Annotated in this window: 10 protein-coding genes; 9 read left to right on the plus strand and 1 reads right to left on the minus strand. The window is 63.9% G+C overall.

The genetic code is table 11. The features are described 5' to 3' along the window. Positions 1 to 40: 40 nt before the first annotated feature. Entirely contained in the window at positions 41 to 1,270 is a 1,230-nt protein-coding gene (locus L1277_RS10460; RefSeq protein WP_253376334.1) for an ROK family transcriptional regulator, read from the plus strand. A gap of 3 nt (positions 1,271 to 1,273) precedes the next feature. Here L1277_RS10460 and L1277_RS10465 read toward each other — a convergent pair whose 3' ends face one another. Continuing rightward, the gene (locus L1277_RS10465; protein WP_253376335.1) at positions 1,274 to 2,245 is read right to left on the minus strand and encodes an acetylxylan esterase; all 972 of its coding nucleotides are present in this window, start codon (positions 2,243 to 2,245) and stop codon (positions 1,274 to 1,276) included. A 211-nt stretch (positions 2,246 to 2,456) separates the two neighbouring features. Between L1277_RS10465 and L1277_RS10470 the strand changes: the two genes are divergently transcribed. The 8 genes from L1277_RS10470 to L1277_RS10505 all read left to right on the plus strand — a co-directional run bounded on the left by L1277_RS10470 (position 2,457) and on the right by L1277_RS10505 (position 13,932). Continuing rightward, positions 2,457 to 3,467, plus strand: coding sequence for a LacI family DNA-binding transcriptional regulator (locus L1277_RS10470; RefSeq protein ID WP_253376336.1), 1,011 nt, complete (start codon positions 2,457 to 2,459; stop codon positions 3,465 to 3,467). 157 nt (positions 3,468 to 3,624) lie between these two features. Beyond that, complete coding sequence (locus tag L1277_RS10475; protein ID WP_256481643.1) at positions 3,625 to 4,875, plus strand: extracellular solute-binding protein; 1,251 nt, start codon at positions 3,625 to 3,627, stop codon at positions 4,873 to 4,875. 67 nt (positions 4,876 to 4,942) lie between these two features. Then, positions 4,943 to 5,908, plus strand: a complete 966-nt coding sequence (locus tag L1277_RS10480; protein ID WP_253376337.1) for a carbohydrate ABC transporter permease — start codon at positions 4,943 to 4,945, stop codon at positions 5,906 to 5,908. A gap of 68 nt (positions 5,909 to 5,976) precedes the next feature. Continuing rightward, entirely contained in the window at positions 5,977 to 6,804 is an 828-nt protein-coding gene (locus L1277_RS10485; protein ID WP_253376565.1) for a carbohydrate ABC transporter permease, read from the plus strand. Beyond that, complete coding sequence (locus L1277_RS10490; RefSeq protein ID WP_253376338.1) at positions 6,804 to 8,849, plus strand: beta-galactosidase; 2,046 nt, start codon at positions 6,804 to 6,806, stop codon at positions 8,847 to 8,849. Before L1277_RS10485 ends, L1277_RS10490 begins: the two co-directional genes overlap by 1 nt. Next, complete coding sequence (gene yicI, locus L1277_RS10495; protein WP_253376339.1) at positions 8,849 to 11,182, plus strand: alpha-xylosidase; 2,334 nt, start codon at positions 8,849 to 8,851, stop codon at positions 11,180 to 11,182. The genes L1277_RS10490 and yicI overlap by 1 nt, the downstream gene beginning before the upstream one ends. Before the next feature lie 154 nt (positions 11,183 to 11,336). After that, entirely contained in the window at positions 11,337 to 12,518 is a 1,182-nt protein-coding gene (locus tag L1277_RS10500) for an ROK family protein (RefSeq protein WP_253376340.1), read from the plus strand. 181 nt (positions 12,519 to 12,699) lie between these two features. Beyond that, complete coding sequence (locus L1277_RS10505) at positions 12,700 to 13,932, plus strand: multidrug effflux MFS transporter (RefSeq protein ID WP_253376341.1); 1,233 nt, start codon at positions 12,700 to 12,702, stop codon at positions 13,930 to 13,932. The last annotated feature ends 61 nt before the right edge of the window (positions 13,933 to 13,993 follow it).

A 13,993-nucleotide genomic window follows, 5' to 3' on the forward strand; every position in this document is an offset into this window, starting at 1 on the left:
CGAGCCGGCACAACGACATACCGAGGGGTGGTGAGTGGTGATGAGTATCGCGCCACCAACCCTCGGTATTCGCGGCGGCACCTCAAACGACCAGCTTCGGCGCTACAACCTGTCGATGGTCATGACGATGCTCCACCACGCGGGAGGTTGCTCCCGCGCTGAACTCACGCGGCGCACCGGCCTCAACCGATCGACGATCGCCGCACTGGTGGCCGAACTCAGTGAACTCGGCATGGTCTACGAGGGCGAACCGGAGAGCGCTGTCGGTCGAGTGGGGCGACCGAGCCTGCAGGTCTTTCCGAACCCCGGAATCGCCGCGATCTCCGTCAACCCCGACATCGACGCCATCACGGTCGGGCTGGTCGGGCTGGGGGGCGAGGTGATTCGTCGCATCCGCTTCGATACTGCTCGCGTGCCGACTGTGCACGAAACGGTTAACGCCGTTAAGGCCATCGTCGATGGCATGCGCGGCGAGATCGACAAGAGCTACCGGATCGCGGGCGTCGGTGTCGCCGTTCCGGGCCTGGTCAATGCGTCAGACGGGCGCGTGCTCGTGGCCCCGCACTTGGGCTGGCGCGACGCTGGGCTCGCCAGCGCACTTCAGAAAGCGCTCGGATATACCGTCTACGCCGGTAACGACGCGAGTCTCGGCGCGATTGCCGAGAGCCTATTCGGCGTGGCGCAGGACATCGACGACCTCGTCTACCTCAACGGCAGCGCGTCGGGCATCGGCGGTGGCCTGATCATCGGCGGCGCCCCGTTGCGCGGCACGAGCGGCTACGCGGGCGAACTCGGTCATACCCTCGTCAACAGTGTTGGCTCGCGCTGCCACTGTGGGCGCATCGGATGCCTCGAAACCGAAGTCAGCCTGGCGCGCCTGCTGGCAGTGCTCGGTTTGCCCCGCGCTGACCAGGATGAACTCGACATTGCGCTCGGCGTCTCACGTGACCCGGCCGTCATGGCCGAGGTGCGCCGACAGATCGACCTGCTCAGTGAGGCGATCTCGAATTTCGTGAACATGTTCGACCCCGAGATGGTGATCCTCGGCGGGTTCCTCGGCTCGCTACTGTCCGTGGGCCGGGAGCGTCTCGCCGACGCCGTGAGCGTTCGCTCGATGTCGAGTGTCGGCCACACCGTGGTGATTGAACGAACTAGCCTCGGCTCCCGCCTGCTCATGGTCGGCGCGGCCGAACTCGCATTCGCAGGGCTGCTCGACGACCCGGCCGGCTTCGTACGGACCCGGGCCGCCGCCCGCAGCCACCGCTCCTGAGGGTTAGGCGGCGACCACCGAGCGGAAGAACGCGAGCGCCCGCTGCAGGTCGATGACCCCGCCACCTTCGTGCCCGTTGAACTGCCACAGCGACATCGAGCGCTCGCCGCCATAGACGTTGTACGCACCGTGGATGGTCGACGGTGGACAGGTGGCGTCCATCAGGCTGGCCGAGAACAAAGCGGGCGCGGTCGCGCGCTTGGCAAAGTTCACACCGTCAAAGTACGGGAGTACCTCGGCAACTGTGCCGACCTTGTGCCGGTGAACGGCCAGGAAATCGCGGATCTCCTTGTACGGATAGGAATCGGTCATGACCGTCGCCCGCGGAAAGTCACAGAGGAACGGCACGCAGGGCGCGACAGCCGCGAGCCCGGGAACCAGTCCAGCGACCGCGAGCGCGATGCCGCCGCCCTGGCTGATGCCAAACACCGACACCCGCGATTCGTCGACCTGGGGCAGCTCCCGCACGGTTTCGACGGCCCGAACGGCGTCGGTGAACAGGCGCCGGTAGTAATAGGTCTCCCGGCTCTCGATGCCCCGCGTCATCACGCCCGGATACTGCGGGCCACCGCTGCCATCGGCGTCGGCGGTGTCACCCATTGACCAACTGCTTCCCTGGCCGCGCGTGTCCATCTGAAAGTGCGCGAACCCCGACGATGCGAAGAGAAGATTGTCGAGGAAGTGGCCCCGCCCACCGCCGTACCCGACGAATTCGACGATCGCCGGCAGTGCAGCCGTCGCGCCCTTGGGCATCCGCAGCCACGCTTCCACGGGCTGACCGCCCCATCCCGAGAACGTGACGTCGAAAACATCGATCGTCGTCAGTCCCGAATCCACCGGTTCAATCCGAACAGCGGATGCCTCAGCGCGCGCCGTCGATAACGTTGCGTCCCAAAAATCATCGAAGTCGGTCGGATCGACCTGGCTACTGCGGTAATCGGGGAGCTCGGACTCGGGCATATCGACGTACATCATTGGACCTCTCGAAGTGGCGGAAACCGGATCAAGACTAGCGACCTCGCGTGGGTGCCGAGGGGCGAACACGCACGAGAGAAACGGATTTGTGGCTGAAAACCACATATCTCTTGCGCACGGGAACAGATCGACTTAGGCTGTCCGACGAGGCAATCGAAACGTTTCGCCTCGCGTCTCAAGAAGATCAACCCACCAGACAATGGAGTCCCGCATGGCCACCATTCACGACGTCGCTCGTGTCGCCGGTGTGTCCATTTCCACGGTCTCCTACGCACTCAGCGGGAAGCGTTCAATCGCTGATTCCACCCGCCAACGCATCGACGACGCCGTGCAGCAGCTCGGTTACCTACCGAACGCCGGCGCGCGGATGCTCAAAGGCACCCGCACAAACATCCTCGCGGTGAGCGCTCCGCTCCACGCGGGCACCTACGCTCCAGCCCATATGACGTTCGTTCTGTCGGTCGCCACCGCGGCACGGGAGTACGACTACGACGTCCTCCTCCTTACCCAGGACGAGGCAACCAGCGGAATCAGTCGCGTCGCGCAAAGCTCGCTGGTCGACGGCATCATCCTGCTCGACGTGTCGAATGAGGACCCGCGCACCGATCTCGTTCGCAGGCTCGGCCTGCCCGCAACGGTCGTCGGCGTGCCTGCCGAAACTGATGGTCTCACCTGCGTTGACCTCGACTTCGAGCGAGCTGCCGAGATGTGCGTTGAGCGCTTGGTCGACCTCGGCCACACCGATATTGGCCTGCTGGGCCAGGCCCCGCTCGTTTACAAGCGGGGGTCAAACTTCCCGCCGCGCTTCCGCAGCGCCTTCGCGCAGATGGGAGCACGGCTCGGCGCCCACACCACCTTCGCGCCGACCGACGAGGACTCCGCGAGCGTCGTGGCGGCGTTCGACAGGATCAGTGCGGCGCTTCCGGAGATGACCGCGCTCGTCATGCATTGCAACGAACCGGTGCAGTCGATGGTGCTGGAGATCCTGCGGCAACGCGGAATCCGGGTGCCTGAAGACCTCTCCATCATTTCGGCCTGTTCCACCTTTGATACCGACCACCTCAACCCGCCCCTCGACGTCATCCCGCTTCCCGCTGACAAGTCATGCACGCGCGCGATTGCGCTCACCATGGAGCAGCTCGCAGGTAACGTCGACCCGCACGTCGAGCTCATCGAGCCGACATACGTCGAGCTGGGCTCGACGTCCTCCGTAACCCACTAGCCCCACCGATCACCGTGACAAGACCATTTTCCGCATAATCGAAACGTTTCGACGATTTCGCTAAACCTGTATCACCCCGCGGATTCGTCCGCCCTACAAGGAGGTAGTACCCGTGAGAATCAAGAAGAAGTATCTGGGTGGCGTCGCAGCCCTCGGAATGAGCGCCCTGTTGCTGAGCGGTTGCTCGTCGAGCGGCTCCGAATCGGACTCGAACACCCTCAAGCTCTGGCACTTCGAAAGCGAAACCAGCGCGATGGGCATCGCGTGGGACGAAGCCATCAAGATCTTCGAGGAGGAGACCGGAGCCACTGTGGAGTTCGAGGCCAAGAGCTTCGAACAGATCCGCTCGACCGCCAGCCAGGTGCTGAACTCCAACGAGGCGCCCGACCTGCTCGAATACAACAAGGGAAACGCCACAGCAGGGCTGCTCGCCAGCCAGGGCCTCCTCGCTCCGCTCGACGACGCGGTGGAGGAGTTCGGCTGGGATGACAAGCTGGCGCCGTCGCTGCAGACCACGGCCAGGTACGACGAAGACGGCATCATGGGATCCGGCTCCTGGTACGGCGTCCCGAACTACGGCGAGTTCGTCGAGGTGTACTACAACAAGGACATGTTCGCGGCGAACGGACTCGAGGTCCCGACCACGGTTGCCGAACTCGAGACGGTCATGCAGTCCTTCGTCGACAAGGGCATCACCCCCCTGGCTGAGGCTGCTGCCGAGTACCCCCTTGGTCAGCTCTGGTACCAGCTGGCCTTGACCCAGGCAGACCGATCCTGGATCGACGACTACCAGCTGTACACGGGTGACATCGACTGGCAGGGCCCAGAGATCTCCTACGCCACCGAGACCCTCGCCGACTGGACTGAATCCGGATACATCTCGAAGGACTCAACGGGGCTGAAAGCAGAGGACGCAGGAACCGCCTTCATCAACGGAACGTACCCGATCTTCTTCTCGGGCAGCTGGTGGCACAACCGCTTCACGACCGAAGCGAGCGGTTTCGAGTGGGGAACGTTCCTCTTCCCTGAGGCGGAGTTCTCGCCGGGATCCGCAGGCAACATGTGGGCCGTTCCGGAGAACGCCACGAACAAGGAACTCGCCTATGAGTTCATCGACATCACGATGCGTCCGGAGATCCAGGCGCTCATCGGAAACAACGGCGGAATCCCCGTCGCGGCCGATACCGCAGACATCACCGACCCGAAGAGCCAGGAGCTCATCGGCAACTTCAACACGCTGACCGAGCAGGACGGTATCGCCTTCTACCCTGATTGGCCCACCGCAACGTTCTACGACGAATTGAACGCCGCTCTTCAGGAGCTCGTCAACGGTTCCAAGTCCGCCACGGAGGTTCAGACCCAGCTTGGCGAGGACTACCAGTCGGGCGTCGACGACATCGTCGGCTAACAGCAGGCACCCAGCGGGGGCCGGCCGATTCCGGCCCCCGCTCATATCCCGCACGAAAGGACCCAGCATGGCGACAGCACTTCCCGCTGCCCCCGCACGTGCACGACAGAAACGACCGGCTCAGAGCCTGATCCCCGGAAGCAGATCGACAGCCTTTTGGCCGTACCTGATTCCCGGCCTGGCGCTCCTGACGGTGATTATCCTGGTGCCACTGGTCTGGAACATTTACCTGACCTTCACCTCATACCGCGGCATCCGTCCACCCGAGTGGATCGGTCTGGACAACTGGGTGAAGCTCGCGGGGGACCAGACGTTTTGGACCTCGTTTGGCAACTCGGTCGCCATGATCCTGGCCATGGTGATCGTTCCGACCCTGCTCGGACTTGTTCTCGCCGCCATGCTGTTCGACCTCATCGGCAAGAAGTTCGGCGGTAAGCTCGCAAGCTTCCTCCGAGCAACCTATTACCTTCCCCAGATCCTGCCCGCGGTGATCGCGGCCATCGTGATCGGCTGGATCCTGCGTCCGCAGAACGGTGCACTCAACCAGATCCTTGAGGGCATCGGCCTCGGCGGACTCGCTCACAACTGGCTCGGCAGCCCTGACACCGCCCTGCCCAGCATCATGGTCATCATGATCTGGGTTCAGCTCGGCTACCCGATCGTCATCTTCATGGCCGCGCTCCAGAGAGTCGATCCGGAGCTCTATGAAGCGGCAGAGCTGGACGGTGCTAACTGGTTCCAGCGATTCCGTGCCATCACCGTCGGCATCATCCGACCAGAAATCTTTGTGGTCACCCTGACCTGCACCATCGCGGCGCTCAAGGTCTTCGGGCCCATTTACGCCCTTACCGGTGGTGGCCCCGGAACGTCGACCATCGTGCCCGCGTACTACGCATACAGCGAGTTTTTCCAGTCGCAGCAGGTCGGATACGGCGCGACGATCGCCACGGCACTCACCATTGTCATCGCCGCCGTCTCGATCGTCTTCGTGATCGCGCAGTCGCGGCTCGAGCGTAAAGATGAGGAACGCTGATGTCGACAACCCTGACACCGCAGCAAACCGTTCTCCCGCCGAAGAATGTCACTAAACCGCGGGGCGGAATGAAGAAAAAGACGGCGGGCGACTGGGCCATCCTGGCCGTGGCCATCCTGCTTGGACTGCTCATCGCGGTCCCGTTCTTCCTCATCCTCATCAACTCGTTCAAGTCGCCGACTGACTACAACCAGTCGGGTCCGTTGTCGCTCCCCACCGAGCTCTACGTCGATGGCATCGTCAACTTTTGGGAGCGGGTGAACTTCCCGGAGAAGTTGTGGAACAGCTTCTTCATTTCCTCGGTCGTTGCGGTACTTGCCGTTGGCATCTCGATGCTGAACGCGTTCGCGCTCGGGATCGGACGCGTCAAGGGACGGACGTGGATCGTCCTCGTCGTGCTCCTCGCCAACATGCTCCCGCAGGAAGTCCTGCTTTACCCGCTCTACTTCATGTTCAAGTCAGTGGGCCTCTACGACAACCAGTGGGCGGTCATCATCATCTTTGTGGTGATCCAGAGTGCATTCGGAACGTACCTTCTGGCATCCGTTTATGGCACGTTCCCGAAAGAAATTCTCGAGGCTGCCGCGATTGATGGAGCGAACCGGTGGACCATTTTGTGGAGAGTTGTATTCCCGATTTCCCGCCCCACCCTGAGCGTGCTGCTCATTTTCTTCTTCATCTGGACCTGGAACGAGTTCCTCATTCCGTTGACCTTCTTGGTCTCGAATGCTGCTCAAACCGTGCCGGTGTCCATTGCGGTGTTGCAGGGTGACCGGATGATGGACGTCACAACGACAAGTGCGTCAGCCTTGCTCGGACTGTTGCCGACGCTCATCTTCTTCCTGATCTTCCAGCGGACGCTCACGCGGGGAATCACGGCGGGAGCGGTGAAGTAATGCAGGCACGCTCGACGTTCTTCTCCCGCTCCACTGACCTGGCCGCACCGACCGAATTCCGCCGCATTTCAGACGGATTCGCATTCGGAGGCGACTACAGCCCCGAGCAGTGGCCCGAAGAAGTCTGGCTCGAAGACATCGAGCTTATGCGCCGCGCTGGCGTCAACTCGGTCAACCTGGGCGTCTTTTCCTGGGGCCTGATCGAAGTTGCGGACGGTGTCTTCGACTTCGGCTGGCTCGACCGCATCATGGACCTGTTGCACGAGGGCGGAGTGGGTGTGAACCTGGCCACGCCGACCGCTGCACCTCCGATCTGGCTGCACAAGGCGCATCCGGAGATCCTGCCGGTCGATGACCACGGCATTCGCAAAGCGCAGGGCGGCCGGCTCGGCTGGTCTCCCAGCTCAGCGACATTCCGGCGTTACGCCCTTCGCATGGTGGAAACGCTTGCGGAACGATACGGAAAACATCCGGCCCTTCGTCTCTGGCACGTCAGCAATGAACTGGGCAATGAGAACGCCCAGTGCTTCAGCGACGAGACCGGACAGGCGTGGCAGCAGTGGCTTGAACGAAAATTCGGCACCGTGCAGGCGCTCAACGACGCGTGGGGGACCGCCTTCTGGGGTCACCACTACACGGCGTTCGACCAGATCCAGCCGCCGCGCTACAGCGGCACGGGCCACAATCCGGGCCTGCTGCTCGACTTCGAACGGTTTAGCTCGGACGCCCTGCTCGAGCACTACCGTGCCGAGCGCGAGGTCCTTCGACGGATCACTCCCGACGTACCCATTACCACCAATTTCATGGTGCAGAACCACCCGGGTGTTGCGGACTACCGCGGCTGGGCGGCCGAGGTCGACCTCGTCTCAAACGATCACTACACGATCGGCACCGACCCGGAACGGCACGGCGAACTCGCCTTCTGCGCCGACCGGGTGCGCGGCATGGCGAGCGGCGACCCGTGGCTCCTCATCGAGCACTCGACCTCTGCGGTCAACTGGCAACCGCGTAATCGCGCAAAGTCCCCGGGCGAACTGACGCGCAACAGCCTCGCGCACATCGCTCGGGGTGCCGAAGGCGCCCTGTTCTTCCAGTGGCGGCAATCGACCGCGGGGAGCGAGCAGTTCCATTCGGCCGTTGTGCCGCACGGGGGAGCCGACACCAAGGTGTATCGCGAAGCCGCCGCGCTGGGAGCCACGCTGAAGGCAATCGCCGAGGTTGCCGGCAGCCGAGTCGAGAAGGCATCCGTTGCGATGCTCTTCGATTACGACGCGGCAACGGCGCTCCGCTCCGGCCGCAAACCCTCGGTTGACCTCGACTCGGTCGCCGTTCCGCTCGCACTGCACCGCGCGCTCACCGCCCGGGGGATCGCGGTCGACGTGCTGCATCCGTCGGACGATCTCACCGGATATGCGGCTGTCGTCGTACCCACCTTGTTCCTGATGACCGCAGACGATGCTGCCCGGCTCGCCGCCTGGGTCGAAACGGGTGGGCACGCGATCGTCACCTACTTCTCGGGCATCGTCAACGAGCACAACCGCGTCCACGGACAATACCCGGGCGTCCTCCGTGACCTGCTCGGTGTGAGGGTTGAGGAGTTCTTCCCGCTGTTCGAGAACGAGGCTGTGACCCTCGACAACGGCTGGACCGGCTCTCTCTGGACCGAGCTGATGCATCTCGATGGCGCCAACGCGCTGGCCAGCTACGCCACCGGCGAACTCACCGGAGTGCCGGCCGTCACTCTCAACACGGTCGGCGCAGGCACCGCGCAGTACGTCGCCACTCACCTCGACGCCCGGTCGACCGGCGCGCTCATCGACGACCTCATCGAGCGTGCCGCATTGCGCCCCGTCGCCGTGGCCGATCACGGACTGGAACTCGTCCGTCGTGTCAGCCCGACCCAATCCTGGCTCTTTGCCCTCAACCATTCATCGGAGCCCCTGCAGCTCGAGGCCTCCGGCATCGACCTGGTCTCCGGCACCACATTCACGCCCGGCCCTGTCGCCGCCGGCGCCGTCATCGTTCTTCGAGAGGACACCCCGTAATGAAATTCACCGACGGATTCTGGCTCGCCCGCCCAGGCGTCACGCCGCTCTACGCCGCCGAGGCCTACGACATCGAACGCGACAGCGATGTCGTCCGCATTTCAGCACCGACCAAGGTGATCGAGCGCCGCGGCGACGTCCTCAACCGTGCCATGCTGACCGTCAGCCTGTCCTCCCCGCTCGACGGCATCGTTCGGGTTCGCATCGAGAAGAACACCGGAGCGGCCACCGGTCCGGGTTTCGAGCTCGTGGGGGCGACCGATCCCGATATCGATATTTCGATAACGGATGCCGGTGGCTCACTCACCACAGGGCCGCTGACGGCCCGCATCGCGCAGGGAGCACCGTGGAACCTGAGCTTCGAGGCTGACGGGCGCACGATCACGTCGAGCGGCCACAAGTCGATCGGCCACGTCACCCTGGCTGACGGCGCACCGGTCACCACCGAACCCGCAGGCGTTTCCGGCGTCACGACCACCGGCCTGGCACCGGCATCCGAGTACATCCACGGCCGGTTGTCGCTCGGGGTCGGCGAGCTCGTCTACGGCCTCGGCGAACGGTTCGGCCCGATCGTGAAGAACGGGCAGACCGTCGACATCTGGAACGCCGACGGCGGCACCTCGAGTGAACAGTCCTATAAGAACGTGCCGTTCTACCTCACCAACCGTGGTTACGGCGTGCTCGTCAACCACCCCGAGCACGTCTCGTTCGAGGTCGGCACCGAGAGCGTTGAAGAGGTGCAGTTCTCGGTCGCGGGCGACGCTCTCGAGTACTTCGTGATCTACGGCCCCACCCCAAAAGACGTGCTCGAGCGCTACACCCGCCTCACCGGGCGTCCCGCCCACGTGCCGGCCTGGTCGTACGGGCTCTGGCTGTCCACCTCGTTCACCACCCAGTACGACGAGGCCACCGTGTCGAGCTTCATCGACGGCATGGCCGAACGCGACCTGCCGTTGAGCGTCTTCCATTTCGACTGCTTCTGGATGCGCGAGTTCAACTGGACAGACTTCGAGTGGGATCCCCGCGTCTTCCCCGACCCGGAAGGGATGCTCAGCCGCCTGCACGACAAGAACCTCCACGTCTCCGCGTGGATCAACCCGTACATCGGCCAACGCGCCGCCATCTTCGCCGAGGCCCGCGACGCCGGATACCTGGTGAAGAAGGCCAACGGCGACGTCTGGCAGTGGGACATGTGGCAGGCCGGTATGGGACTCGTCGATTTCACGAACCCGGATGCAACGGCATGGTTCCAGGCCAAGTTACGTCGCCTGTTCGAACAGGGCGTCGACGCCATCAAGACGGACTTCGGCGAGCGCATCCCCACGGATGTCGTCTGGCATGACGGCACCTCGCCCGACGTCATGCACAACTGGTATACCCAGCTCTACAACAAGGCCGTCTTCGAGGTGCTCGAGGAGTACCGCGGGAAAGGCGACGCCGTACTGTTCGCCCGCTCCGCAACCGTCGGCGGCCAGCAGCAGCCGGTGCACTGGGGCGGCGACAACTCGTCGAGCTTCGAGTCGATGGCCGAGACCCTGCGCGGCGGACTCTCGCTCGCGTTCAGCGGCTTCGGCTACTGGAGCCACGACATCGGCGGGTTTGAGGGTATGCCCGACGCCGCCGTGTTCAAACGCTGGGTCGCGTTCGGCCTCATGTCGAGTCACTCCCGCCTGCACGGTTCAACGAGCTATCGCGTGCCGTGGCTGTTCGACGACGGCACCGAGGCGCCGGGGCAGAGCGCGGTCGACGTGACCCGCAGGTTCACGACGCTCAAGCTTGAGCTCATGCCCTACCTCTACTCGGTTGGCCTCGAGGCACATACAACGGGCACCCCGTTCATGCGACCGATGCAAGTCGAGTTTGACGGTGACCCCGCCGTCGACTACCTCGACCGGCAATACCTGCTCGGCCCAGACCTTCTCGTCGCGCCCGTGTTCAGCGCATCGGGCGACGTGGAGTACTACCTGCCGGCGGGCACCTGGACCAATTACCTCACCGGTGAATCGGTCACAGGTCCACTCTGGCGGCGCGAGACGCACGCGTTCGACAGCATCCCGCTCTGGGTGCGGGAAGGCGCTGTTCTGGTGACCGGCTCCCGCTCCGACCGGCCCGACTACGACTACAGCGACAACCCCCTCGTCACCGTGTATCCCGGGGTGACTGGAACGACAACGGTGGCCGTTGCGAATCCGCTGGACGGAACATCCGTCAGCCTCACAATCACCGCGAACGGCGACGCTGTCACGGTGACAAGTGATGCTGACACTGTGTTCCGCGCTCGCCGTGCCGGTGGCGACATCGTCACGTCGAACGATCGCACCGTCGTGCTCTAAGGCTGCCCGGTGGGCAGGCGCGCCGCGGCGAAATACGGTGCTCCCACCAGTTTCGGTATCGTTCGAGTGAACCATTCGACGTCCACACGCCTGCCCATCGACAGTGCACCCCGGCACACCCACCGTGCCGGAGCCACAGAATTCAGAGCTGACAGTGAATAATCGCGGCACCAACCTCGACACCGTGCGCCAGTACAACCTGTCGCGCATCCTCGGGCTTGTGCACTCCGAGGGCGCGGTGTCACGGTCAACACTCACCCGCGAGACCGGGCTCAACCGGTCGACGGTTGCCGCGCTCGTGACCGAGCTCGCCGCTTTGAGACTCGTCGTGGAGTCAGAGCCAGATGTCAACCGCGGTGTCGGTCGGCCGTCGCCCGTCGTACACCCGCACCCGGACTGCGTCGCCTTCGCGGTGAACCCCGAGCAGGACGCCATCAGCGTCGGCGTCGTTCGGATGAACGGTGAGGTCGTCGATCGGGTCCGGCACGAGGTCGATGCACCACTCGGCGTCGACGAAACCGTGCGCGTCACCGCCGGGATCATTGCGTCGCTGCGCGCTGGACTGCCCGCGGATGCCGTGGTGGCGGGCGTCGGTGTGGCCGTGCCGGGATTGGTCCGCTCCGGCGATGGCCTCGTGCGCCTCGCGCCGCACCTTGACTGGGTCGATGAACCCGTTGCGTCCTTATTGACGGATGCCACGGGGTATGCGGCGCGTGCAGCAAACGATGCGAGCCTGGGCGCGCTGGCAGAGCACACCTTCGGCGCCGGACGAGGCGTGAACGACCTCGTCTACCTCAACGGTGGTGCGAGTGGAATCGGCGGCGGCGTCATTGTGAACGGCGCTCCGCTCCGCGGGGTCGCCGGATACGCGGGTGAGTTTGGCCACAACCTGGTCACGGCGCCCGACGGACCTGGTCAGCCGTCCACCGGCGGAGCCCTCGAAGATGAGGTCAATCGAACCCGACTGCTCGAGCTGCTCGAGCTGCGTTCGGCCGACCCCGCGCAATTTGAGGAGGCCCTGCTCTCATCGACGTCGACCGAGCTGCGCACCGAAGCCGTGCGTCAACTCGGAATCCTGAGCATCGCCCTCCGCAACGCGATCAACGTGCTCAACCCCGAATTGGTCGTGCTCGGCGGGTTCCTCGCGTCACTGCACGCTTTCGACCCCGACCTGCTCGAGTCGCTCGTTGCCGAGCAGACACTCGCTGCCGCGTTCGAGTCTGTGACCATCGTGCGCGCGCAACTCGGCCCCGACCTGCTCCTCATCGGAGCAGCGCAATTGGCGTTCGAGCGGCTCATCGACGATCCGGCGCGCCTCGGCACCATGACGGTGTAACTGCCCGTCCCTTATAAATTCGGCGACCCACTGACGTCAAGGGTTTCCCGCGGTCGAATCGATTCGATAGCATTGCTCGCGTTGGGAATAACCGATCGATCCGCTCTGGTTAGGGTCAGGGTCCCGACACCTCGTCCGTGGGATGCTCGGCCCGCTCGCTTGACTCTAGGATTCCTTCTTCGTGACTACCACCGTTCTGCATCCCGGCGACTCCCTGACCCGACGTCAGCGACTCGTCTACATCCTTGTTCTCGGCGCGCTCACCGCACTGGGCCCGTTCACGATCGACCTCTACCTCCCGGCCTTTCCGGTACTGGAAACTGAACTCGACGTCCCGGCCTCGCTCATCCAGCTCACGCTCACCGGCACGACAGTCGGGTTCGCGCTCGGCCAGCTTTTTATGGGACCGTGGAGCGACAAGGTCGGCCGCCGCCTGCCGCTCATCCTCGCGACGAGCGTGCACATCATCGCGAGCGTCGGCGCTGCCTTCGCCCCAGACATCCTCTGGCTCGGTGTTTTCCGCGTGCTTCAGGGCGCAGGTGCCGCGGCCGGTGGTGTCGTGGCCATGGCTATGGTTCGCGACCTCTTTGGCGGAAAACCTTTGGTGCGGATGCTGTCACGCCTTGCCCTCGTCAACGGTCTCGCACCCATTCTCGCGCCGGTAATCGGTTCGCAGTTGTTGCTCTTCCTCGACTGGCGTGGCTTGTTCTTTTTCCTGGCCCTCTACGGCATCCTCGTCATCATCGCGGTCTCGGTTTTCATCGTTGAGACGCTTCCTGCGGAGCGTCGTCATGGTTCCGGCCACTCGACGGTTCGGGATCGGTATCGCTCCGTCTTCACGGACCGGGTCTTCGTCGGCGTTGCCCTCATCGGTGGCATGAGCTTTTCCGGTCTCTTCGCCTACCTGTCGAGCTCATCGTTCCTGTTTCAAGAGCTGTACCAGTTGAGCCCCCAGCAGTACGGCGTGCTCTTCGGTATCAACTCGATCGGCATCGTCATCGGTGTCCAGGTGTCATCGCGGCTCATGCGCACCATCGGGCCGCAGTGGATCCTTGCCGTCACCACCGCCGTGCAGGCACTCGCCGCGTTGACGATCATCGTGCTCACCGAGTCCGGCGGAGGCTTCCTCGGTGTGCTGATCCCACTGTTCTTCTTCATCATGGCGGCCGGTTTCGGTTTCCCGACCGTCCAGGTGCTCGCACTCGTCAACCACGGGCACGAGGCAGGAACAGCAGCGTCGCTGCTCGGTGCGCTCAACTTCGGTCTCGCCGGGCTGATCTCACCCATCGTCGGTGTGCTCGGCATGGACTCGGCCGTACCGATGGCCTCGGTCATGCTCGTCACGGCACTGGTCTCGATTGCATCGCTGTGGTTCATCGTTCGTCCGCGATCCGTCCCGGCGCTCACCAACTAGGTCGCCCGGTCGCGATCTGTCGCGGCGCACACCGGGGACGTTGCCCCCGTTAGGGGGAGGC

It is taken from the genome of Okibacterium sp. HSC-33S16, assembly GCF_024171565.1.
GTDB lineage: Bacteria > Actinomycetota > Actinomycetes > Actinomycetales > Microbacteriaceae > Mycetocola_A.